The sequence below is a fragment of the Paenibacillus aestuarii genome, from assembly GCF_027789125.1.
Lineage (GTDB): Bacteria > Bacillota > Bacilli > Paenibacillales > NBRC-103111 > Paenibacillus_E > Paenibacillus_E aestuarii.
Map to the genome: position 1 here is coordinate 232,132 of NZ_JAQFVF010000092.1, position 24,886 is coordinate 257,017.

Genomic DNA, 24,886 nt, shown 5'->3' on the forward strand with positions numbered 1-24,886 from the left:
CACTCCTTGCCAACGATCATTTGAAAGGTTTGCGAATTCGGTCAAAAGCTTGATCCAGCTCCTGAATGCACAGGTCTGGATTATGGTCATGATCCAGGACAAATTTCGTCAGGGCATTGACGAACGCTTTTTGCAAATCCAGATTGATGAAGTCGGTCGGCAGACTGGACCAATCGTAGGTGAAGCCAGACTGGATATACTTATCGTCAAGCTCCACGTACGTCGGATCAAAATCGGTCGGCAAGCCTTTGATGACGGACAGCGCCTTCTTGTCCTTTTGAAACACATCGCCCATCTCCTTCGATGCGAACAAAGCCAGCGTCTGCAAGGCGGCTTCCTTATGGGGTGACTTGGCGTTAACGACAATGCCCCCTGTCGATTTCAGGCCAAATTTGGCATCCTGCGGATCCTTCGAGTAAGGGAATGCGAACAAGCCGAGGTTACTTTGCGGATTTTTTGACTTCACCCCGTCGACGGTCCATGTGCCGTTAATGATCATGCCTGCCCGGCCATCGGCCAGCAGCACTTGCGCTTGGTTCCAATCTGTATCAAAAGGCTTCGCGTTGACATAGTTCAAGCGCTCGCCGAATCGCTGTAAAATAGATCTAAAATGAATGCTATCGTCGGCAAAAGATGCCCGGCCTGCTTCTACGTCAGAGATCCAGTTGCGCCCGGAGGCGTACTGGTTGGCTAGCAAATCAGCCGCTATGTCCCAGGTGATCGTCCAGCTGTCTTTGTAGCCGGCGGCAATGGGAATGATGCCTGCTTTTTGCAGCGCCTTGCAGTCAGCGATGAATTGCTCCCACGTTACCGGCGGATGGTCGATGCCTGCCTTGGCGAAAGCTTCTTTGTTGTAAATGACGCCCGCGCCATTCACATCAATCGGCAGCGCCCAAATGCGGCCGTCCGCTGATCGCACTCCGCTCATATAGCGCTCATCGATTTGCGCCAGAAAAGGCTGGCCGGTCAGATCCATCGCATACCCGCTGCGGATGAGATCCTGGGCGTATTCCAGGTTATCGATCATATACATGTCCGGCATGTTGTTGGAGACAGCTCTCGTGCGCAGCAAGCTCATGTAATTGCCGCCATCCACGCCCGTCAAATTGAATGTGACCGAAGGATGCGCTTTAGTGAACGATTGCGTGCCCCATTCCAGCCACTTGCGGGCGCCCTCTTCATCGAAATGATGCACCCAGGTGAGCACCTGCGTGTTCGGCTTTGTTTTGGCGATGTACGTCACCGGCTCGGGCTGGCATGCGCTTGCGAGCAGCGCGATCGCTACGCTCGCGAACCCTGCTGTGATCCAGCGTAATCGAAGCTTCATCGCTCCCCCCATTTCGTGACAGCGTTTACATTTAGTATAGCGAACAACCGCTGGAAAGGGAATGCACAAAAAGCCCCCGTGGGGTGCGGGGGCGCTGGCGCACTGCAGGTACGCAAGGCGGGGGCGCGCGAGGCGCCGGAGTGCGAGCGCACTGCAGGCGACGGGGCGCGGTGAAAAGGACTGTGTTGCGCGAGGGTAAGTTTCGGCTATTGGAGGATTCTTTAGGTAGATACCTACTTTTGCGGTTGATGGATAGTCATGTCGGGGAAGCTACTTTGGACATTGCTGGATAGTTGCGGCTGGGGGGAGCTGCTATGGAAGTTGTAGCATAGTTGCGGTGGTAGAGCTAATTTGGACGTTGCTGGTGGTTGTGGCAGGGGGGCTATGAAAGATTATCCTGTAATTTTAGCAAGAACATTCGTGAGCTGCTGCCTAAGCTGGGTCCTCATCCTACAAAAATGACATGATAATATAGCAAATTTCGCCGATCAGGCGACTTTAGCCAATTATCATGCTGAAAATGCAGGATAACTGCTGAATCCAGCTATTTTCACTAAAAATCCTGCCGCTCATCGCGATTCGAGGATTACCTTTTTGTAGATATCACAGAAACACTTCATTTGCTATCTACCCCCGCACACTGGGCCGAGCCCCAAGGGCAAGCGCCCCAAAGGTGCCCCCGCAAGGCGCTTCGCAGTGGGCGCACCTTCCCCAGCTCAACACTGCCTCGCCGCCACTGCGTATCGCGCCATCTCTTTCTCGCCACGCTGTATAGCCGCCCTCGGCGCACACTTGTCTCGCCACGCTGCGAGGCCACCCCCCGGCGCACCATCTCCCGCCGTCTCCACACCTCGCCGCCCCTCCCTGCACTATCGTGCTGTCTCGCTCATTAACCTGTCTATTCCGATCGCACTAATCATCATTCGTTCCTTTTGGTTGCCTAATAGCTGCTGAGACCAATCGACGAAGCCACCGTCACCGATCGTGAGACGTCCACTTGGAAGCTCTACAATTAAATGGAACTGCAGCCCTTTGTAGTAGTCATTATGCGCTCCCGCCTCGATCTGCTCCGTTAGCCCGACATTCGGCAGAGACTCCTGCAAATGCTCGCGCAGACGCTGCACGAGTCCTTCTGAATCCGTATACCCGCCATGGCGGATAAACTTTACCGTCATTCGCGCTTGAAACAGTGCTTGAAAGATCGCTTGATACACCCGCACATGTTCAACCAGCGTTCTTTTCTCAAAGCCGTACGAGCCCGTATCCCGGCCGGACGTAATCATGCAAAACAGCGAAAAATGGGGCAGCATCCCCGGCCCGCTGAACTGCTGAGCGCGCAAATGCCGATGCGTGGTGCACAGCCGGATGCTGTCTTCCCTATGCGGGCGCTGGCCGCATTTGATAAGATCGCAAGCATGCAGCGCCAGGGCGTTGGTGGCATCGGCGACAACTTCCGTCCCCCTGAGAGCGGACAGCACCTTATTCTGATCGACCGTGCCGACCACCGAACAAGAGCCAAGGGGCGCTACAGGCGCCAGCTGCACAGCTTGATAAGAAGAGGCTTCCGCAAGCTGCAGCATCTCAATCTCCAGCTGCTTCAAGGCAATGGGATGGATGGCAGCCGGCTTGACAAAACGATTGCAGGCATAGCTATTCAACAGCTCACCAGAGGTCATCGCCTGGGTCTTATTGCGAAACAACTCCAGCAATAACGTATTCAAATCCGAAGCTGACAGCTTCCGCTCCAATTGGTCCAGCAAATCGGGTGATAATTGCGCTAAAATGCGGTCCACCGCTTTTCTCTCTGTCATGAGAATCCCCCTCCCAGACTGACATTCATTTCCTCTTGAACCTTAGCTTTCAAAACCGGAAACCGGATCGACACGCTCGTCCCGCTGCCCAGCGGGTTATTCTCAATCTCGACGCGATAGCGATGGCCAAAAAATGCTTCGAACCGCTCCCTCACGTTCCGGATGCCATACCCGCCTGTATGCCCTTCCCGTGCCGCATTCCAGTTCGGCTTCAACCCCACACCGTCATCGGTGATGCTGATGACCACCTCACCGCCCGCTTCTCTCGCTTTGACGACGATGCTGCCTGTCAACCGCTCATTAAAGCCATGCATAATCGCATTTTCAATGAAAGGCTGGAGTGTCATTTTCGGTATAAACCAGTCGTTCAAATGCTCAGGCAAATCCATGCTGACCGTCAGCCCTTCCTCCCAACGCAATTGCTGAATTTGAATATAGCACTGCGCGTGAACGAATTCTTCGCGAATCGTAATGAGGCTTTCGCCATTGGACAGCCCGATTCGGAACATTTTGCCCATGAGCTCCAAAATTTGACTCAATTTATCATGTCCGGCCGATAAGGCCATCCAATTCAGCTGATCTAAGGTATTATACAAAAAATGCGGATTAATCATCGCCTGCAGCGCCTTTATCTCCGCTTTTTTCTGTTGTTTGTATTGATTTTCTAACGATGAATATAACGTTTTTATGCGATCCATTAACTTGCGATAGCCGGAAAATAACACGCCGAATTCATTCTGATAATCCTCCGGCAAATTCACTTTATTCATGTTGGCGCTATATCGCCCCATCTCATGAAGCAGCTGGCGGATCGGTGTAATGAACAAGTTGGAGAAATATAAAGTAAACAATAAAGCGATGACGATGGCCGAAGCGCCGACCAGGGATAGCACGACGGAAATATGCACGCTGCCCTGCGTGATTTGTCCCCAAGGCGTCAGCTGAATGAGCGTTGCGCTCGAATTATAATGCGTCGACCAGACCATCAGCGTGTTTTTTTGCGCGCCTCTCAGATCCTCATCGTTCGGGACGCCGACTTTCAAGTAACCGTTCTCTTCTTTAATGCTCGGCAAATAAGATTTGATCTTCGTATACAGCGAAGAATCGCCAATATACGTAATGATTCTGCCCCCGGAATCCAGCAAGATGCGGTTGGAGGCCGGCATTTCTCCACTCATCAGCTTTTGAATAGAAGACGCTTTCATATTGAGCACCAAGAAGCCCTGATACTTCCCGCTGTTCGAATAGATTTTGCGTGCGAAGCTGACCGCATCGATATTCCCTTGAACCGTTTGAATCGTATGTTCACCAATCCACGCAAAATCCGCATTATCCGCAAAACCATACCAGTCTTGTTGTTTCGCTTGATTCAGATCCATGAAGGAAACGAGACCTTGCGCACGCGATGGAATCGTATTGACGGTATAATAATCGATGGATTGAATAATCGGCGTTGAATAGGTAATATTGTTCAAAAATGTTGCCAATTCCTCGCGTCGCTGATAATCCAAATAAGAATCGCCGGTGGGATCCGGATTTTCCGTCGTCACATTATTCCTTGAGGCTGCAAGCGAGATTTGTTCGATCGCCCGCATTTGTATTTCAACTTTGTTATACAGCTCACTCAAATTCCCCTTTTGATAATAGGTGGTCAATCGCACCATTTCTTGCGTCGTCAGCGAATACGTCAACCAAATCACAATCGTCAATAAGACAAGCACGAAGCTGGTTAAACCGCCGAATAATAAATAATCGATCCGATAACGTTTAAACATATTTTTCATACGCGATACCGCCCTTATGCGAGAAGTTCAGCAGGAGTCATACCAAAATATTTTCGAAAGGTTGTGCTGAAATAAGGGATGTTATGGTACCCTACTTTATTCGCGACCTCGTAGATTTTATATTTTCTTTCCAAAATAAGGCTTTTAGCCGCTTCCATCTTCACACTGATAATATAGTTATTAATCGTCTCTCCGGTTGCATTTTTAAAAATTTGGCTCAAGTAGTTACGGGAAATATACACTTTATCTGCAAGCTCTGCGATCGTAATATCTTTCGCATAGTTATCATGAATGTACTGCTTGATGAAATCGATTGCCAGCTTATGTTTGAAACTCTCCTGCCATTGCTGGTTCATGCATACCCGGCGGATGATATCGATTAGCCAGGCTTCATACTGGTCATAGGTATAAATGCTACTCAGCTCATGCTCCATCGTATAGTCCTGAAAAATATCATTTAACCTAATTTCGTCATCCACGAAAGCAAAGCTGAAAATCGCCCAGAACTGCGTGCCGAGCAGGCTGAATTGCGGAGGAATCTCGCTCTCTTTGAGAGCAGCGATGTAATTGCCGATAATCTTCTCAGCATTTCGACCTTGCGTCGTTTTGACGTCGTCGACAATCTGCTGATAAAATTTAATCGGCTTGGGCATGCACTGCTTGGTGTACGTCAGCGACTTGTCCATATGGCCATATTCGAACACTCCAGTCGATTGAAAGACGCGAACTCCCGGCACTAAAGGCTGGAACGCTTCTTCCAAGGAATCGGAGAGGTGCGACCAATCGTTCGTAAATCGGCCGATGCCGATACGGATCGTAATTTCCAGATAGGTTTGCACACAATCGATGATTTTCCTGGCCATAGCTTTTATGGCATGAATATGCTCTTCGTACTGCGCCTGCTTCTCGTAATGAAGGATGAGCGCCGCATGGTACCCGTGCAATTCCACGTAATCGAAAGGCAGGTTCTCCGCCTGGAGAATTTCTTTAATGATATTCTTTATTGCAAAACGGAATAATAAGCGATCCGGCGTGCGGACATCCGATATTCTCGTCGTTCGCAAGATCTCAATGCCGAGCACGATATGGCTCCGATTATCGTCACTCGCGCACAAATTCGTCATCTCATTCCAGTTGCTCGCTGTTCCGGTTACGACCGTTTTCAGCTGCTCTTTGCGCACGAATGGCTCATATTCATCCAATTGGTCACGCAGTTTCTCCTGCTCGATCTTGGAATGATACTCATGTTCAATCTGTGCAATGGTGCGCTGGAGTACTTCCGTCATCGTATTCCTGGAAACCGGCTTCGATAAGTAATCCTCTACATTCAAACGCAACGCTTGACGCGCCACTTCAAAATCAGAAAAACCGCTATGAATCAAAATTTTCCCTTCAAAGTGCTCGTTGCGCAAAGCTTCAATCATTTTGATCCCACTCATCACTGGCATGTAAATGTCCGTAATTACAATATCCGGCTGCTTGTCCCGGATGAGCTCCAATCCGCGCTCTCCATTCAAACTTTCTCCTACCCATTCGGCCCCGATTTCTTCCCATGGAATCACTTGCTTCATCCCTTTGAGCACTTGACGGTCGTCGTCAATGATTGCAATCTTCCACATCTCGTTGCCTCCTAACTGATGGATCGTAATGTAAAAGCACCCCTTAATTATAACATCAGATTAACCTCTTCAGGGTATCTAAGTTAACTAAGGGGTGCCCATGTCAGCTTTAATGCTTAAGCTTTAGAAAAAGATTGCGAGAAATCGCTTGTTGCATCCTCTTTGACGGTTTTGACAAACTTGGAAGTTTGGATCAATTCCTTCAGCTTCAGCTCATACTCGTCCGCATCAAATGGAACATTCACCATTTGTTTGTTGAAGGAGGAAAGCATAATGCCATTGCCGATCGTAAGTCCCTTGATCCCTTCTGTACCTTCGGCAATCAGCTCGCCGCCGCCATTTTGCACCGCTGCAAAAAACTTCTCTGCAACGACTTTATGTCCTGTCGGAACTTTGGTATTAACTGGAATTTCCGTATACCAAGTTTCCACGTTGGCGAATCCTTCTTTTGTTTCGCGCAAATGCTTGAGCATCGATTTCCGGTTCTTATACAGAACCAGCTTATCATTCTCATAGACGAGCTTGCCGTGTTCACCGACAATCTCGAACCGATTCGTTCCCGGAGACTCCGCTGTTGTGACGATAAAATGGCCAATCATGCCGTTGTCATGCTCGAAGTAAGCGGTAACTTCGTCTTCCACTTCGATATTGTGATACTTGCCAATGTTGGCATGACCGCTGATGCGTGCGGGTACTCCGAACAGCCATTGGTACAGGTCGAGATTGTGCGGACATTGATTGGTAAGAATGCCGCCGCCTTCGCCGGCCCAAGTAGCGCGCCAGCCACCGCTGTCATAATAGGCTTGCGATCTGAACCAAGCTGTATTGATCCAAGTCACCCGGGTCAACTGGCCGAGATCTCCGCCGGACACAAGCTCTTTCAGCTTCTTATAAAATGGCAGCGTGCGCTCCTGGAACATCATGCCGAAGATGAGCTCTGGGTACTCGATCTTCGCCTCCTGATAGGCGTCGATCGATTTCTGCGCGTCATTGACGTGGACCGCAAGCGGTTTCTCGCACAGGACATGGATGCCCCGACGGAAAGCTTCGATCGTAATCGGTGTGTGATCGTAATGCGGAACCGCAATGATCACCGCATCAATTCCCGATTGGTCAAACAGTTCGATGTAATCGTAGTAGGCTTTGGTATTATATTGAGCAGCGAATTTATCCGCCTTCTCGCGTACAAGATCGCACACGCCGACCAGTTCCACGTTGCTTAATTCCTGAACATATTTGATGTGCGTGTTCGCCCCGATATTGCCGAGGCCAACGATCGCCACCTTCACTTTATCTGACATACTCATGGTTTCACTCACCTTCCGTTATTAGTTCCAAGCCATGTCTTCGGCTTCTAGCAGTGCCTTGAGCGCTTTCACCGCATGAACGAACTGTCCCGGGCCATCCTGCTCCGGCAAGTACTTCTGCAAATGCGGCTCGATCGAGAGAAATCCGGAGAATTCCGAGTCCTTCAAGTATTGGATGAACGGCCCGAACTCGCCGTCTCCGGCTCCAGCAGGAACGAAAATTTTCCGTTCACTGGAAGCGTCCTTCACATGCACATATTGCAGGAATGAAGCTAATTTCGGAAGCGCATGGGAAATCGGCTTCACGTCGTTCATCACAAAGTTGCCAGGGTCAAAAGCAAGGCGCAGCCGGCTGCTGTCACAAGAAGCAAGTACGTCCAGACAGCGGTCATCGATGTCGCCGTACACTTTGCTCTCATTTTCCAGCAGCAGCGTCACGTTGTAGCTCTCTGCCACTTCGACGAGCTGCTTCATGCGAGAAATGACTTCTTCGCGATATTTACCCGCTTCTTCGCCATCGGGAATGAAATAGGAGAAGATGCGAATGTAAGGTGCGTTCAAAAAGTTGGCGATTTCCCCAGCCCGCTTCACATTCGCCAGCTCTACGGCGAAGTCGTCGCGAATACCGTATTTGCCAATCGGCGAGCCGATCGAGGAGATTTTAAAACCGCGCGCGTCGAGTGCGCTTTTAACTTGCTGCAGCTCCTCATCAGTCAGCTTCAGCACGTTTTTCCCGTTTACACTGCGAAATTCGATATGCGAAATGCCTTCCGATGCCAGGACATCCATCTGCTGCTCTAAATCCGGAGAAATTTCATCTGCAAAGCCGGTAATCGTGATCACAGTCAAGCCCTCCTGCCTGTCGGGTTATTTTTCGTATTCAGCCGCTTTTTTCTTCAGCTCATCAAAACCTTGGTCAATCTTCATCTTGCCGAACATAATCGATTCAGTAATCGCCTTGTAATCTTTGGTATCGAAGTTGTTCCAGCCTTTAGCACCTGGGTTGAACTGCTGTGCGCCTTGGGAAGCCATGCTGATCATATCTGTCGTCAATTTGTCGGCAGCACTGAATTTAGGCTGCAATTGCGCCAAAATTTTGTTGGAAACCGGCACACCGCGTGTTGTACCCGAAATTTCGCCCGCTTCCGGACTGTTAATGAACCAATCGATGAACTTCTTCGCTTCTTCCTTGTTCTGTGAATCTTGGCTGACGCTGAAGAAGAACGTGGCTTTCAACCAGCTGCCGCCCTCTTTATCTTTCGGCATCGCATAGACGCCAATGCTGCCTGGCTTCAAGCTATCCCAAGAAGAAGCTTGCGCTGCGTGAGCCGCTTTGAAAATCACTTTGCCGGTCAGCATCAGATCCTGCTTCGGATCCAAGTCGACGTCGCTGACGGAGACATCAGCCGGAGGAATGATGCCTTCTTGACGGAATTGATCGGCCATTTTTTGCCATTCCAACCAAGTGTCTTTGTCAAAGTTGAACTTACCATCCGGTGTAACCGGGTATCCTTTACCTTTACTTAACTGGTAAGACGTATACATATCACGGTTTCTCGCAAAGTCGCCGATGACATAATGGTCCTTATCCAGCTTGGCTTTGATGTCTTTGGCGAGCTTGAAGAATCCGTCCCACGTGATGCCTTCCTTCGGCAATTGGATACCCAGCTTGTCCAACGAACCTTTGTCATAGATGAGTCCCCATGCATTGCCACCCAGCGGAACCGCTGTTTCCTTGCCTTTATATTTACCAGCTTCAACCAGATTCGGATCGATATCGCTTACATTAATACTGCTGAGATCTGCGAGTTGTCCTCTTGCATTCCAATCGGCAAGCCACGCAGCGTCCATCTGAATAACATCCGGCGCATTCTTTGCTGCTGCTTGTGTCGTCAGCTTATCGATATAGCCGTCAAAGCCTGAGTACTCCGGCTCAAAGGTAATGTTCGGGTGATTTTTCGTATACAGATCGAGGATTTTCAATGTCGCATCATGCCTTGGCTGAGAGCCCCACCACATAATGCGCAGCTTCACCGGTTTCGTGCTTGCAGGCGCCGCACTTGCTGCGCTGTTCGGGCTGCTTTTCTCAGCGGCTTTCGGTGTTGTATCCCCGGAACCGCATCCTACTAACGATAAACCGATTGCTGTTGTCAACATGGCAACTGTCAGTTTTTTTCTCATTGTAGCCATTTGTCATAACCCCTTCGTTAATTAGTAGTGTGAGTATTATTCAATCTTTAATCACTATAACGCTTGCCACCCAGCATGACTATGATAGTACCCTACGATTTGTTTCAAAATTCTCCTGAGAACCATCAGCCTTTGATCCCCGTTGTGGCGATCCCTTCGACGAAATATTTTTGCGCCAACGTAAAAATGATAACGGAAGGTACGACCGAGACGAGACCCATAGCGAGCAATTGCCCCCACTGCTGGGCGGATTGGGAGTCATTAAGCATTCTTAAGGCCAGACCTACCGTATACTTGTCAACGGAGTTGATATATAGCAGGTGACCGAAGAAGTCATCCCAATTCCAAAGGAAACAATAGATGATCACTGTCAGCAAGGCGGGTTTTGTGAGCGGCATGACGATGCGCCAGTAGATCCCGAACCAACTGCAGCCGTCCATCTTCGCTGATTCATCCAGTTCACGTGGAATCCCGCGAATGAATTGCACCAGCAGGAAGACGAAGAAGCTACCGCCTGCGCCTCCGGCGAGGGAATGCGGCACAATAAACGGCAAGTACGTATTCACCCAGCCGAGATGATGGAACAGCGAGTACTGCGGAATGATCGTCACTTGTCCTGGCAGCATCAGCGTCAGCATCAGAATTGAAAACCAGAAGTTGCGCAGCCGGAACTGCAGCCGGGCAAATCCGAAGGCGACCAGACTGCACGAGATGACCGTTGTGAAGAGAAGCCCGACGATCAGCTCGAAGTTATTGATGTAAAAGTCAGTGAACGTATGCCCCGGAATGGCGTTCCAGCCTTTGCTGAAATTGCTCCACATCGGATGCGCCGGGAACAGCCCGGGCAAGCTCAGCTCTTGATTCGATTTCAGAGAAGCGCCGACCCACCAAAGAACCGGATAAATCATCAGTACGCTGAGTACAATCAGAATGGCGTGAATCCCAATGCTTTTACGCTGGAATGTGCTCGGCATCACTTCTCCTCCTTTTCCGACTCGTAGAACACCCAGTATTTGGAAGTGACAAAAATAATCGAAGTGGACGCCGCAATAATGATCAGCATGATCCAGGCAAGGCTGGAGGCATATCCCATTTGCAGCTGACTAAAAGCTCTTTCATATAAGTATAGCGCATACACATAAGTCGAATTCATAGGCCCACCCTGCGTAATGATCATGGCTGGCGTGAACATCTGGAATGCGCCGATGATCCCCATAACGATGTTGAAGTAAATGGTTGGTGAAAGCATGGGCAGCGTAATGTTAAAAAACTGGCGAATCTTCCCTGCGCCGTCTACATTCGACGCTTCATACAAGTCTTGCGGAATCTGCTTAAGTCCGGCCAGGAAGATGACCATCGCCGAACCGAATTGCCACACAACGAGCAGCACCAATGTGCCCAGAGCGGTATTCGGATTGTTGATCCAGCCTGTCCCGTTAATACCGAACAGATCAAGCACTTGGTTGATGTAGCCTTCTTTGCCGAAAATATTTTTCCAAAGCAGCGAGACGGCGATGCTTCCGCCGATGAGGGACGGAAAGTAAATCGCTGTCCGGTATGCGGACATCCCACGAATACTTTTGGCGAGCAGCATGGCGATGAATAGCGCAGCGACCAGCCTTAAGGGCACTGAGCCTAACACATAAAGAAAAGTAACTTTGACGGATTGATAGAATCTGGTATCGACGGTGAAAATTTTCTCGTAATTTCGCAGCCCAACCCAGCTCGCCTCTTCAAGGAGCGAATAGTCAGTAAACGAATAATAAAGCGATTGCACCATCGGATAAAGCGTTAACAACAAGAATCCAATTAACCAAGGCGAAATAAATAAATGACCGGTAATAAAGGCATCCCAGCGCTTAAGCTTAGCCATGCGACGCTTGGATGTAGAGGTTGCAATCGTAGCTTCCATCCTGTTCACCTCGTTGTGTTTTTCATTCATTATAAAAACAAAAGTGAGCCATTACTATAATAGTAGGCTCCAATTTCTTTCAAATTCCTCAGAAAGTCGTGCAGTCCATATGACAAAACATCCGTACCAAACACTGCCTAGCTAAATTGAAAAATATAAAAAACCTCTATACGTTATCCGTCAACGAGCGAACACGAATAGCAGCCAAGCCAGTCCATTAAGCACTCCTACATATCCAAAACCATCAGCATTGGCTTGGCTCCACACTTACCGTGTCCATTGGGTTTACATTTTTTGAAGTTTCAAGAAATGCTTATAGCTGGAATGACCTGCATGCGTTACAATGAGAGGGAAATCCGACTTCAGCACGAGGGAACCAGGTGACACGATGAACGTTGAGAACAAGTTTCTGCGCAACAATATCCGAAATAACCTATGGAACGGGATTGCTTGGTCCATTGGCTTTAACTTCGTCACCCCCTTCATTGGCGTGCTGGCTGCGCAGCTCGGGGCGACCAATCGCGACTATGCGCTGCTGTCTTCCATACCGGCGCTGCTGACCATCCTCATCAATTTGCCGGCGACGATGGTCATCGCCCGATTCCGCCATCAAAAAAGGATCATTGCCGGAACCATTCTGCTTTGCCGCTTTTTCTACTTTCTATTGATTTTTGTCCCGTATATGCAAGTTTCTGCAATGACAGCACTTATCTTACTCGTTGGCTTGTACAACGCCACCAATTCCGTCATCGCCGTGGCTTGGCAAGCTATGATGGGCGAGATCATCCCGACCCGCCACCGGAACCGGGTGTTTGCCCAGCGCAACATTTGGACCGGGATCAGTGGTATGATCGTCGCTTTTATCGCAGGATATGGAATCGACCGACTTCCTTATCCTTACGGCTATCAGATCGCGTTTTCGATCGGTTTTGCTTTCGCTTTGCTTGAAACGTGGTATTTTATGCGACTGCGCATTCCGAGCGAGGAGACAGCGAGCGCCATTGGGAGGCAGAGCGAGGGGGCACTAGATTCGGAGATAGTGGCACAAGAAGCGGTTGAGAGCAGTGGATTTGAAAGCGTCTCCGAGAGCGGCAGTGACGAAGGACAACGAGAACTGTTCCAATACACTAGCGATGAAAATGCTGCTGGCAACTTGTTCGAGAGCCATGTCCGTGAAAGCGTTTTACGCCGTTGGGTCACCCGCTTTAAACTAGACCTCGGCCGCAGCTACTATTTGTTTTGCGTAAGCGCGATTATCTACATATTTGCCTGGCAAGCCGCTTGGCCGATCTATACCAAAGTGAAAGTCGATACGCTCCTGGCGACGAATACGATGATGAGCATCGACACGATTGTTGGCGCCATCGGCTCACTCTTCGGTTTTCAATTGTGGGCGCGGATCGCCGATCACAAAGGCACCGGGTGGACGGTTTTCGCCTCTGCACTCATGCTGGCGCTCACTCCCTATTTTTGGATCTACGCCCCCAATATGACGTGGGTGTATGTGTATGATTTGATCGGAGGCGTTGCCACCGCAGGCTTTCAGCAGTCCGCCTTCAACCGTCTCCTGGAACTTGTTCCCGAGGACGGGCGCCAGCGGGCGATTGCGATCTATACCACGCTTTCGCAGGTATCCGCTATCTTCGCACCTATCATCGGCATGATGATCTACACTGCCGTACCTTATGAGATGTGCATGTTCATCATGGGCACCGTTCGGGTCGTAGGCTCCCTGTGCTTCCTGCTGATTTTATCTTCCATGCTGATGAAAATGTCAAAGCCGAGACGGCGCACGCTGGGCCGCTAGAGCGGGAAGGCCGCTTGAAAGACGCCTCTCGAGTGCGCTGTAGCAGCGCTTGAGAGGCAAAGCCGCTTTGGAGGTGCCGTTCTAGCGCTGGGCCGCCAAGTCCGCTGAGCAACTAACTTTTGCAGCCTCTTTCTGTGGTATGTACAAGAGCAATTGAAACACTGCTAGCCTGTGAACATGTACCTGCAGCGCCGGCTGATTCGTTCTCCATCGTCGACTCGCTCACCGTCTATATGTCAAATAAAAAGGCGACCCTCTACGAAGGTCACCTGCTGCTGCCTTATTTTTCGCCCATCAGTTCCTTCGCTGTCTCCAGCTCCAGGAGGCGAAGCTTTCCGACGCGCCGCCGGAAATGTTCTTCCGTACTGAATTCTGCCTGCACAAAGGCACGTATCAAATCCTCTGCCAGCCACGGACCGATGATTTGTGCGCCGATGCACATGATGTTCACATCATCATGCTCCACGCATTGGTGCGCAGAGTGAATGTCGTGGCAGACCGCGGCGCGAATGCCGGGAATTTTGTTAGCGGCTATAGCCGCTCCAACGCCGGTGCCGCACACCATAATTCCCCGCTGGAAACCGCCCCGCCGGACGGCGTCGCACACTTTTCTCGCAACATCGGGAAAGTCTACCGGCTCTGTCGAGTAACAACCAAAATCGGTGACCTCCACACCCAGATCTTCAAAAACCAGCCGCAAAGCGACTTTCATTTCATACCCGCAGTGATCGCTGCCAATAGCAATTTTCATAGCGCTGCACCTCATCTTTCCCTCATTGTTTCTCTCAATTTAGCGTCGTTCGGCATTATCGATGGCGTTAAAACAACTTGCCACAGCTTGGTACAAGCCGTATCCGTCAAACAGTTATCACTCGTTATTTCCTGGGAAATTACGACAATAACTTTCATATTCCTTCTCATCTTCTCGCCGAAAATGATATTGAAATCTCCCACACGAGCGATCCCCTAGCCATTCAAATCAGCCAACATTAGCAGCATTCCCTCAGCGCAAACGCTTCCATTTGCTGGAGCCAGGAAACCGCTTTCCTCATCCCTAATAAATATGTTCAAACCCCTCCCGCCATTCACAAAAGTCTCGCCTCATCCGGCCAGCCCGAAAAAAAAGCCACCCCGCTCCGAATGAAGGGGATGGCTGAACCTCATTGTACATTTGCTTTTCGCTCAGTAACATAGCTAATGACTAGAAGCACGAAGCCGAGTGCGGTCAGCACTGCTCCGAGCCATGGCAAAGTTCCAAGCCCGATATGGGTAATCGTCCAACCGCCTAGGAAAGCGCCGCCTGCGTTGCCCAAATTCAATGCCGAGTGCGTGGACGTCGCCGCCAGCTCAGGCGCTTCTTTGGCTAAATTCATGATCCGCAGCTGCAAGCCAGGCAAAATGCCAAAAGCCGCCACGCCCCAAATGAAAACGGTAATCACCGCACCTGCCGGGACCTGGTCTGTGACAGCAAATACAGCCAAAATCAAGGCCAGTGCCGCAAAATTGCACAGCAGAGACGGCATTAGCTTCCAATCTGCCAGTTTTCCGCCGAGGATATTCCCAAGTGTAACACCGAAACCGAATAAAATTAAAATCCAGGTCACGCTGCTCTCCGAAAATCCGGTAATCTGGATCAAGATAGGCGCAATATAAGTAAATACGGCAAATAAACTACTGCACCCCAAAGCGCCAATCAGCAATACAAAAAGCAGTTTCGGCTGCGCCAGCGCCCGTACTTGCTGCACCAGACTGGTTGCGTTTTTTTGCTCGATGCGCGGAATTAATAAGATGATGCCTATAAGTGAAAAAATACCCATGATCACGACGGCTCCAAACGATGCGCGCCAGCCTAGGTGCTGGCCGATAAAGGTGCCCAGCGGTACACCGATAATATTGGCGATGGTCAGCCCCGCCATCATGACAGAAACCGCCCCAGCCCGCCGGTCGGGATGCACGAGATTCGCGGCTATCACCGAGCCGACGCCGAAAAACGTGCCGTGCGCCAGCGCCGTTATCAGACGCGCAATCATCACCGTGCTGTAATTAGGCGCGAAGACAGCCAGCAAATTGCCGAGAATAAAAATCAGCATCAGCAGGATAAGCAATCTTTTTTGCGGCAGACGATGCGTCAGCATCGCTAAGATCGGTGCGCCGAATGCGACGCCCAGCGCGTAGCTGGTAATTAATTGTCCGGCTTGAGAAATACTGACATGGAGATCTGTAGCCACATTTGGCAGGATGCCCATAATGACAAATTCGGTCATGCCGATGGCGAAGGCGCCGGCCGTTAGGGAAAACAGGGAAACCGGAAGCCGCTCTTTTGGAACAGCCCCCGCCTGCAAAACTTGCGTAGGATTCATGGTGATTTATTCCAACCTTTCTTTTATCGCCTCTGCGGTAAGCTCATACGACCGAAGCCGCGCCTGATGATCAAATATGGAAGAAGCGATGATCCATTCGTCGGCATTGGTTTGCTCCTGCAGTTGGCTGAGCCGCTCGCGCACGGTTTGCTTGCTGCCGATGATGGAGAAGCTTAGCTGCCTAAGCACGTACGCTTTCTCCTGCTCCGTCCACAGTTCATCCATGTTGTCGACAGGCGGATTCATCATCCCGGTGCGTCCGCGGATAATGTTCAGAAACTGCTGCTGTTGCGACGTCGCCAGCCGCTGCGCCTCGGCATCCGTGTCGGCGGCGATGATGTTGACGCCGATCATCACGTAAGGTGCAGCGAGCGCATCGGACGGGCGGAACTGCCCGCGGTACAGCTGCAGCGCAGGCAATAAATAGTCCGGAGCGAAATGGCTGGCAAAAGCGAACGGCAGCCCGAGCTGGCCGGCCAACTCCGCACTGAAACCGCTCGAGCCGAGCAGCCAGATCGGAATGTTCAATCCTTCGCCGGGAACAGCGCGCACTCCAGGCACGCCGGTACCCAGCTCAGGGCTGAAGTAGCCGCGCAGCTCGCTCAGCAGCTCGGGAAAATCATGGCCGTCCCGGCCCAAGCCGCGGCGCAGCGCCCGAGCGGTCAGCTGGTCGGAGCCCGGCGCGCGCCCCAAGCCGAGATCGATCCGGCCTGGGTACATCGACTCCAGCGTGCCGAACTGTTCGGCAATGACCAGCGGCGCATGGTTCGGCAGCATGATGCCGCCGGATCCGACGCGGATCTTCTTCGTGCCGCCGGCCACATAACCGATCACCACCGAGGTCGCCGAGCTGGCAATCCCGGGCATGTTGTGGTGCTCGGCCAGCCAGAAGCGGTGGTAGCCCCACTGCTCCGCATGCTGCGCCAAATCAAGCGAGCGGTGAAACGACTCCCTCGCCGTTCCGCCCACAATAATTGGCGCCAAATCTAGTATCGAAAGGGGGACTTCAGCGATCCCTTTCGTTGGTTTTTGTTGTTCCATAGCGTCGTTCTCCTCCTATCAAGCAGTTGAGCTGCTTTTTATATCTATCCGTCTATCATAGACTTATTTGCCGCAGTTACAAGTACTTACTTCAAGGTAAGTAGTATCGCCACCGCCAATCACCTACAGTCCGACTTTGCCGAATTGCACGGGAATTTCAAGCACTCACTCCCGCAATCGGACCCCAACACATTTCCGCCGCAAGCAGTCTCCTGCAAGTGGGTTATTTCGGACTATTGCTAGTATTCGCCTCTTCGCCAACCAGCATCAAAAAAAACAGCGGCCTAGCGCTGTGCCGATCCGCACAACGCATGCCGCTGGTTCTATTATTCTTCGAAAATTTTCGTCAGCAGTTCGCCCAGCTCTTTCAGAGCCTGTTCTTCCTGCTCGCCGTCCACTTCCAGCAAAACTTCCTCATTTTGCTGAATGCCCAGCGTCAGCATGCTGAGCGAGCTTTTGCCGTTTACTTTTTTGCCGCCCTTGGTCACATTGACCTTGCACGGAAAAGCGCTGGCTGCTTGAACGAACACCTTGGTCGGGCGCGCGTGGAAGCCGGATGGATTCAGTACTGTAAACGTTTGGGAAATCATATTACTCACTCCTTGTCTTTTCTTTAACGAATGTATGAATGCTCTCTTGGGTGCTCATCGACAAGATTTGATCCGTGTGTGCCGCCCATTCTTCGCGGGACAAGCCTTTTATTAAGGCGCGGGCTGGCAAAATCGAGCTGGCGCTCATGCTAAACTCATGCAGTCCCAGGCCGAGCAAAATCGGAATGGCGGTTTCATCGCCAGCCATTTCGCCGCACATGCCGACCCATTTGCCTTCTTGCTTGGCAGCTTGGATAACCATACGGATCAGGCGCAAAATCGATGGATGGCAAGGCTGATATAAATAAGCCACATTCTCATTCATGCGGTCCGCTGCCATCGTATATTGGATCAAATCATTCGTACCGATGCTGAAGAAGTCGACCTCTTTGGCCAGTGAATCAGCAGCCAGCGCAGCAGCCGGAATTTCGATCATAATGCCGACCTCAATCGTATCGGACACTTGAATGCCTTCTTGAACAAGCCTTTCCTTTTCTTCCTGAAAGAGAGCTTTTGCTTTGCGCAGCTCATCCGCCACGGCAATCATCGGAAACATAATTTTCAAATTGCCATACGCACTTGCACGGAGCAATGCTCGTAGTTGTGTACGGAACAATTCCGGGCGATCCAGACATAAGCGGACAGCACGCAGGCCGAGGAACGGATTGCTTTCCGCCGGGAGCTTCATGTAAGGCAGCTCCTTATCCCCGCCGATGTCGAGCGTACGGATGACGACCGGCTTATTGTTCATGCGCTCCAGCACGTGCTTATACACCTGGAACTGCTCTTCCTCGCTCGGCAGGGCACTGCGGCCCATGTAGAGGAACTCGGTGCGGAACAGCCCGATGCCTTCGGCTCCGTTCGCCAGCACCTTCTGCAAGTCTTCGACACTGCCGATATTGGCCGCCAGCTCGACATGGTGCCCGTCGCGGGATACCGTCGGCTGATCGATCAGCTTGCGCAGCTCGTTTCTGCGGGCGTCATACGCCGCTTTGCTGGCTTGGAACACTCCCAGCTCAGCATTCGACGGGTCGACGAGTACCAGACCTGAGACTGCATCCATGATGACCATCGTTCCCGTTTCAATGTCAGCAGCAGCCGCACCGGCGCCGACAATCGCCGGAATCTCCAGCGAGCGAGCCATAATCGCCGAATGGGAAGTACGGCTGCCGATTTCCGTAACGAAGCCGAGCACATAATCAAGGTTGAGCTGCGCGGTATCCGATGGCGTCAAATCTTCCGCGATCAGGATGCAAGGCTCATTAATGGCCGACACAGCCGCATAGGAGACGCCACGTAGCTTGCTCATCAAGCGGCCGGAGACATCGCGCACGTCAGCGGCGCGCTCGCGCAGCAGCTCATTGTCCATCGAGAGCAGCATGTCGATGAAACCGCCTGCCACTTCATGCAGCGCGTACTCTGCATTCGTGCTCTCATTTTCGATATTTTCAATAATCGCATCGATTAAGTCCGGATCTTCCAGCAACAGCAAATGAGCTTCGAAAATTTCCGCTTTCGCTGCACCCATTTTTTGTTCCGTCATCTCTCTAATCGCGTCCAGCTCTAGCTTCGCCGCTTCAACCGCTTGGCGAAAACGAGCCGTTTCTGCGGCGGCATTCTCTATTTTACCTGGCGTCGGCACGAAGGTATCGTGCTGCAGCCGATAGGCTTTGGCGATGGCGATCCCAGGTGAAGCCGCAATGCCAGTCATACGTTTTGTCATCATTTTAGACATTATCGCTCCTCTCCTTCCCTAAGCTTTACTCGCTTGCTTCAGCAGCTCATATTGCTTCATAACCGCTTCATGGATCGGATGATCCGCGCCGATAGTCGTATATTGGGTAATTGTTTGCGCAAGGCCATGGGCTTGCAAATCCGCTTGAATTTGCACAGCATCCGGGTCATCGCTCACATCGAACAGGAAGGCAGCCGCCATGCCGCCCGCCAAATGAGCAGGGAACATGCCGCGTTCATAAGACTGCATGGCAGGACGAACCAAGCGGTCATTGCTGGACAGCTTGCGGATTGGCGATCTGCCGACGCGCGTCACTTCATCTGTTAAATACGGGTTCACAAATCGGTTTAAAATTTTATGAATATAGTCCGCATGCTGCGACTTGTCGAACCCATACTTTAGATGAAGCAATGCGCCCGTCTCTTCCATCACGCGCTGCACTTCAGCAGCGATGTCCGCATTCGCCATCGCCTGTTGAATCGTCGCAAAGCCCTGAAGATACCCCAGATAAGCTGCGACGCAATGTCCGGTATTCACTGTAAAAAGCTTTCGCTCAATGTAAGGTTCCAGCTCGCGAACATAGTGGATACCTTCAATCCGGTGGAAGCCTGGGATCATTTGCGATTCATCGACGACCCACTCATAGAAAGGCTCCACGATTACCTCAAGCGGATCTTCGTTGTTCTGGATCGGTACGATCCGGTCGACGGCAGCGTTCGGGAAAGCGGCAAACGCCGCTAATTTTCCCTGCTGCTCCAAACTAAGCTGACTCTGCACGTGCTCCTTCAGCTGCGCGCTTCCGCCAATGGCGTTCTCGCAGGCGATGATATGCAGCGGAGCCGCGCCGCGCTCCATGCGCAGCTTCAGTCCTTCAGCAATGCCAGGGGCAATATGCTTCAGAATGTTGACGCCGACAGCGGTCGTCACAAGGTCTGCTTGCGCAACGGCTTCCGCGACATCCGCCAGCACTTTGCCGTTGATCGCCGTTACGTTCGTCACAGTAAAAGTTTCCTGGCCCTCGCTGGCCAGCTTCACGGTATAGGCTTTTTTGTCCTGCAGACGCTCAACCAAAAGATCGTTCACATCGGAGAACACCACTTCGTATCCTGCCTGGGACAAGACTAGGCCGATAAACCCTCTGCCAATATTTCCTGCGCCAAAATGGACCGCTCTCATGATTCCATCCCGCTTTCAAAAATAGTGACCATTTCTTCTGCTGACGAAGCTTTCATGATTTGTTCCATATTCTCATCTTCCGAGCAAATCATCGCCACGTTGGTCAAAATATCCAAGTGGTCGTTGCCCGCGGCTGCGATCCCGATTACGAGCACCGCCTTCTCACCGTCGCCGAAGTCTACGCCTTGGGGAATTTGCACGATCGCAAGTCCTGTCGAATGAATCAACGACTTGGAATCATTCGTGCCGTGCGGAATAGCAAGCCCGTTACCCATATAGGTGGAAAGCGTCGCTTCCCGCTCCAGCATTTTGTCAATATAAGCAGCAGATGCATGACCGGCATCGACCAGCAATTGCCCAGCCATCCGAATCGCCTCGGTTTTGTCTTTCGGTTGTGCGTTCAATTTCACTTTATTTACCGATAAAATACTCATAGCAGGTTCTCCTCTACCGATTTATTTAGGTTTATTTTTTATTCTCTAAAAATTCTTCAAGCTCTTGCGATAAATATTGCTTAATATCCGCTTCCGTTCCGCCTTCAAGCAGCTCAATCATTTCCGGAATGAGCAGATAGGAGCTTATTTCACTCAGCACTTCAAGGCTTTCCTTGGAAAGCTCTTTCGGCCCCAGCATCAGCAAAAGCTGTCGCACCCCGGATGGGGTGATTTGATCCAGCACCAAGTCCTGCTGTAAGCGGAATAGGGTCAATGATGGCCTGCTGACGAGCTCGCTTCGGATATGAAAGAGGGCAAGACTTGTGTCCGGGATCACTTGGCTGCTCTGCCTCTCCCTTTGCAGCAGCAGTGTAACAATCGGTTCGACATCTGCGATCACATGGCTTTGCTGGACATAGCTGCAAATTTCCATCAAGGTCGCTTGCAAGCTGTCGAACGAGTGCTTGATCGGATAAACGTTAAACTGGTCCAGAATCCGTACAATTTCGTCGACATAAGGCCTAACCCGATACGACCGCTCTGCCGCCGCATCACGCGGCAGCTCCTCGCGTTGTGAGCGCGCCGACCTATCCTTTTGGAGCGTTACGTTCTGGATAAAAAGCCGCAGACGCTCCGCCTCTTCCTTCGTCAGCAGCGGACTCAGCTTGATATATTGATCTTCCTCCAGCGGCAAATCCACGGTTGAAATAATCAAATCATACGTCGATTCCGGGATGCGCGCCGCTTCAAACCAGGAAGCGTTGCCGACGATGCTGATTTGCGGCAGCTCTTTCGTCAAGCGCACCGCCAGCATCTTCGAAGTCCCGAGCCCGCTGGTGCAGACGATAATCGCCCGCACATTGCGGCGGAACTGCTTTTGCCTCTCCAGCGAAGCGCCGAAATGCATCACGAGATACCCGACTTCCTCGTCAGGAATAGCCACATCGGTAATGGTTTCATTGACAGCTTCACGAATTCCTTCAAATAAAGCTTCATAATCTTTCTTAATCTGCGCGAGCAGTGGATTCCGAACGGTCGCCCCTGCCCGCAGCCGCTTGAGCGCGGATTCGAGATGGCTAAGCAAGCCGTCCCGCAGCGAGCGGTCGGCCGTGTAGTTCACACCGCTGCGCGCTTCCATATTCCGCACCAGCTTCCAGACAATTTCCATATAATTGAGCTTTTCTTGGGGAAGCAGTTGGTTCGGATGCGAGACATCGCCGGGCTCCAACAGCTGCGCGAGGTAAGCCACCTCTGCAGTGGAGAATTCCATGCCAATCGCGCTGGACAAGCAGCTGATCACATGCGCGAGCAGCTCGCTCTGGCGGATGGATTGCTTCTCCGCTTGCAGTTCGATGGCTCTGCCCTGCTGCACTCTGGAGACGGCGATGGATATATTGATCAGCAAATACGTATAATCGCTTTCTGATAAAGCGTGCAGCCCTTCATCTTCGGCTTGCCACAGCGCTTCTTCCACCTTGGCAAAGTAGGCCTTGCCGATCAGCTCCAGCAGCTTCCTCGTTACCGGCGAATGCACATGCTCCATTTTGCCGAAGAGATCGGATTCGTCCAGATAATTGCGGGCCAAGCGCGAAATCATTTTGCGCATGTTGGCTTCGGAGCCGCTTAGACCGACGCCGTAGCCGCGCCTGCGGATCAAAATCAGATCCGACTTCTGAATCGTGCTCTCCAGTTCATCGAGATCGTTCGTAATCGTCGGAACGGTTACGCTCAGATCGTGGGAGAGTGAAAACAGCTTCACCGGCTCGCTCTCTTGCAGCAACGTGCAAAGAATGAATAATTTGCGGTCCTGAGCGGAATATTCAACGGCCGAAGCGACCAGCAGAGTTTGTTTGAAAGCCTCCAGTTTGTCGGGTGCAGCCTGCAAGAGGATGCCTTTTCCCGATTTTTTTTGCAACGTCAATCCGGATCCTGCGATCGCGGTTTCCAGCTCAGAAAGCTCCCTGTGAACAGTTCTCGTGCTTACGTTAATTTCCGCAGCTATTTCTCCTGCTGTCACCTCATCGCTCCGGTTCAAGAGCAGATCTAGAATTTGACGGTGCCTATGAGAGAGTCTCATGTCCATGCACCTCTGACTTAAATGGACATAACGCCGGCAAGTTTGCCAGCGTTAGTTCAGATATATTAACTTAATCGTTTGACAAGGGCTTCATACTCTGGACTCTTCATGAAATTGTCGATCGAGATATGTTCCGCTTGCGGGGCTTGATTCCGTGCCCGGTCTGTCAAAGACTTGTGCGTCACAACGATATCGGCATCGCCTGGAATCTCGCTGATCGCCGTGTTGATGACCGTAACGCCAACACCGGCTTCTTTCATCTTCTTGCGGAGAATGGATGCGCCCATTGCGCTGGATCCCATACCCGCATCACAGGAGAACACAATTTTGTGCACATCGGATGCAGCTTTCTGACCTTCAACAAGTGCAGTTGCTGTTGCTGTTTCCGCTGCTGCAGTTGCCGTTGTTGCAGTTGCAGTCGCAGCTGCTGCAGTTGCCGCTGCTGCTGGCGTGTTGCCGGCTGCTTTCATTTGTTTCATTTTTGCCGTTGCTTCTTCGATATCTTCCTCTTCATCGGATTGCTTGCTTGTTTTGAGCAGCAGTGCTGCTACAAGGAAGGAAACGACCGCCCCGGAGATGACACCTGTGAAGATGGAAAGCATGCCGCCCTTAGGCGCCATTGCAATGTAAGCAAAAATACTACCAGGTGATGGCGGAGCCACCAGCCCTGCGTGGAACATCGAGAACGTGAATGTACCGGTTACGCCACCCGCCATTACAGCCAGAATCAAACGAGGATTCATCAGAATGTACGGGAAGTAAATTTCGTGAATACCGCCGAAGAAGTGAATGATCGCCGCACCTGGCGCAGACAATTTCGCGGATCCGCGTCCGACAAGCCAGTAAGCGAGCAAAATGCCAAGGCCCGGACCTGGATTCGACTCCAGCATGAACAGAATGGACTTACCGGTTTTGGATGCTTGCTCCAGTGCGATTGGGCTCAGTACGCCGTGGTTGATGGCGTTGTTCAAGAACAAAACTTTACCCGGTTCAATCAAGATGTTCGCCAGCGGCAGCAGACCTGCGTTAACAAGGAATTGAACGCCAGCGGCTAATGCTTTGCTCACGACTTGAACGGCAGGACCGACAACCGTGTAAGCGAGAAGCGCCAGAATGCCGCCGATGATACCGGATGAGAAGTTGTTGACCAGCATCTCAAAACCGGATTTGATTTTGCCTTCGATCGATCTATCGAATTGCTTCAAGACCCAGGCTGCGAACGGACCGACGATCATCGCGCCCATAAACATCGGGATGTCTGTCCCAATGACAACCCCCATCGTCGTCACTGCGCCGATTACACCGCCGCGTGTACCGTGGATCATCGTTCCGCCCGTATACCCGATCAGCAAAGGCAGCAGATACGTGATCATCGGACCTACAAGCTTCGCTAAGTATTCGTTCGGAATCCAGCCCGTCGGGATGAATAATGCGGTGATGAGCCCCCAAGCGATAAAAGCTCCGATATTCGGCATCACCATGCCGCTCAGGAAGCGTCCGAAACGCTGCACCCTGACTCTAGCACCACCAGCGGATGCTTGTTTTGTTGCTACTGTATCCATTAGGATAACCCCCCATGAAGGAATCATGATTTGAATATGTTATTATCGTAAAGCAAAAGCGCTTACACGTTCAATCAAATCAAAATGTCATTCCGTCATGATTCTGTTGACATTATTTTTGTTTGTAGCGGCTGATCTTACTCATAAAATAAAA

The 24,886-nt window shown here is 51.3% G+C and carries 20 protein-coding genes; 1 reads left to right on the forward strand and 19 read right to left on the reverse strand.

The features are described from left to right. Positions 1 to 16 precede the first annotated feature (16 nt). The 10 genes from O9139_RS32980 to O9139_RS33025 form a co-directional block, all read right to left on the reverse strand. Positions 17 to 1,327, reverse strand: a complete 1,311-nt coding sequence (locus tag O9139_RS32980) for an ABC transporter substrate-binding protein (RefSeq protein WP_270885981.1) — start codon at positions 1,325 to 1,327, stop codon at positions 17 to 19. A 616-nt stretch (positions 1,328 to 1,943) separates the two neighbouring features. Further along, a complete protein-coding gene (locus O9139_RS32985) occupies positions 1,944 to 2,177 on the reverse strand; it encodes a hypothetical protein (protein ID WP_270885982.1) in 234 nt (77 codons plus the stop codon). A 19-nt stretch (positions 2,178 to 2,196) separates the two neighbouring features. Further along, positions 2,197 to 3,138 carry a hypothetical protein gene (locus O9139_RS32990; RefSeq protein ID WP_270885983.1) on the reverse strand — a complete coding sequence of 314 codons (942 nt, stop codon included), beginning with the start codon at positions 3,136 to 3,138 and terminating at the stop codon, positions 2,197 to 2,199. Beyond that, positions 3,135 to 4,922, reverse strand: a complete 1,788-nt coding sequence (locus O9139_RS32995) for a cache domain-containing sensor histidine kinase (protein ID WP_270885984.1) — start codon at positions 4,920 to 4,922, stop codon at positions 3,135 to 3,137. The genes O9139_RS32990 and O9139_RS32995 overlap by 4 nt, the downstream gene beginning before the upstream one ends. A 14-nt stretch (positions 4,923 to 4,936) precedes the next feature. Then, positions 4,937 to 6,541 (reverse strand): response regulator, encoded by a 1,605-nt coding sequence (locus O9139_RS33000; RefSeq protein ID WP_270885985.1) that lies wholly within the window; start codon positions 6,539 to 6,541, stop codon positions 4,937 to 4,939. A 116-nt stretch (positions 6,542 to 6,657) separates the two neighbouring features. Further along, positions 6,658 to 7,848: a Gfo/Idh/MocA family protein gene (locus O9139_RS33005; RefSeq protein WP_270885986.1), complete on the reverse strand. Its 1,191-nt coding sequence runs from the start codon at positions 7,846 to 7,848 to the stop codon at positions 6,658 to 6,660. 21 nt (positions 7,849 to 7,869) lie between these two features. Then, entirely contained in the window at positions 7,870 to 8,691 is an 822-nt protein-coding gene (locus O9139_RS33010; RefSeq protein WP_270885987.1) for a sugar phosphate isomerase/epimerase family protein, read from the reverse strand. Between the two features lie 24 nt (positions 8,692 to 8,715). Then, entirely contained in the window at positions 8,716 to 10,038 is a 1,323-nt protein-coding gene (locus O9139_RS33015) for an ABC transporter substrate-binding protein (RefSeq protein WP_270885988.1), read from the reverse strand. Positions 10,039 to 10,163: 125 nt separating this feature from the next. Continuing rightward, positions 10,164 to 11,012 (reverse strand): carbohydrate ABC transporter permease, encoded by an 849-nt coding sequence (locus O9139_RS33020; protein ID WP_270885989.1) that lies wholly within the window; start codon positions 11,010 to 11,012, stop codon positions 10,164 to 10,166. Next, on the reverse strand, positions 11,012 to 11,950 hold the full coding sequence (locus O9139_RS33025) for a carbohydrate ABC transporter permease (protein ID WP_270885990.1): 939 nt from the start codon (positions 11,948 to 11,950) through the stop codon (positions 11,012 to 11,014). Before O9139_RS33025 ends, O9139_RS33020 begins: the two co-directional genes overlap by 1 nt. A 388-nt stretch (positions 11,951 to 12,338) precedes the next feature. Here O9139_RS33025 and O9139_RS33030 point away from each other — a divergent pair, with 388 nt between their 5' ends. Next, positions 12,339 to 13,757, forward strand: a complete 1,419-nt coding sequence (locus O9139_RS33030) for an MFS transporter (RefSeq protein ID WP_270885991.1) — start codon at positions 12,339 to 12,341, stop codon at positions 13,755 to 13,757. Positions 13,758 to 14,037: 280 nt separating this feature from the next. Here the strand turns inward: O9139_RS33030 and O9139_RS33035 are convergent, their stop codons facing one another. From O9139_RS33035 to O9139_RS33075, 9 genes are all read right to left on the reverse strand, one after another. After that, complete coding sequence (locus O9139_RS33035) at positions 14,038 to 14,508, reverse strand: RpiB/LacA/LacB family sugar-phosphate isomerase (protein WP_270885992.1); 471 nt, start codon at positions 14,506 to 14,508, stop codon at positions 14,038 to 14,040. A gap of 409 nt (positions 14,509 to 14,917) precedes the next feature. Then, positions 14,918 to 16,117 carry an MFS transporter gene (locus O9139_RS33040; RefSeq protein ID WP_270885993.1) on the reverse strand — a complete coding sequence of 400 codons (1,200 nt, stop codon included), beginning with the start codon at positions 16,115 to 16,117 and terminating at the stop codon, positions 14,918 to 14,920. Between the two features lie 6 nt (positions 16,118 to 16,123). Next, the gene (locus O9139_RS33045; RefSeq protein ID WP_270885994.1) at positions 16,124 to 17,158 is read right to left on the reverse strand and encodes an LLM class flavin-dependent oxidoreductase; all 1,035 of its coding nucleotides are present in this window, start codon (positions 17,156 to 17,158) and stop codon (positions 16,124 to 16,126) included. 326 nt (positions 17,159 to 17,484) lie between these two features. Further along, positions 17,485 to 17,748 (reverse strand): HPr family phosphocarrier protein, encoded by a 264-nt coding sequence (locus O9139_RS33050; protein WP_270885995.1) that lies wholly within the window; start codon positions 17,746 to 17,748, stop codon positions 17,485 to 17,487. 1 nt (position 17,749) lies between these two features. Beyond that, complete coding sequence (gene ptsP, locus O9139_RS33055; RefSeq protein ID WP_270886028.1) at positions 17,750 to 19,471, reverse strand: phosphoenolpyruvate--protein phosphotransferase; 1,722 nt, start codon at positions 19,469 to 19,471, stop codon at positions 17,750 to 17,752. Between the two features lie 30 nt (positions 19,472 to 19,501). Next, entirely contained in the window at positions 19,502 to 20,659 is a 1,158-nt protein-coding gene (locus tag O9139_RS33060; protein WP_270885996.1) for a mannitol-1-phosphate 5-dehydrogenase, read from the reverse strand. Beyond that, complete coding sequence (locus O9139_RS33065; protein WP_270885997.1) at positions 20,656 to 21,093, reverse strand: PTS sugar transporter subunit IIA; 438 nt, start codon at positions 21,091 to 21,093, stop codon at positions 20,656 to 20,658. The genes O9139_RS33060 and O9139_RS33065 overlap by 4 nt, the downstream gene beginning before the upstream one ends. Positions 21,094 to 21,124: 31 nt before the next feature. Continuing rightward, positions 21,125 to 23,170, reverse strand: a complete 2,046-nt coding sequence (locus O9139_RS33070) for a BglG family transcription antiterminator (protein ID WP_270885998.1) — start codon at positions 23,168 to 23,170, stop codon at positions 21,125 to 21,127. Positions 23,171 to 23,235: 65 nt separating this feature from the next. Then, positions 23,236 to 24,732, reverse strand: a complete 1,497-nt coding sequence (locus O9139_RS33075; RefSeq protein ID WP_270885999.1) for a PTS mannitol transporter subunit IICB — start codon at positions 24,730 to 24,732, stop codon at positions 23,236 to 23,238. Between the last annotated feature and the right edge of the window lie 154 nt (positions 24,733 to 24,886).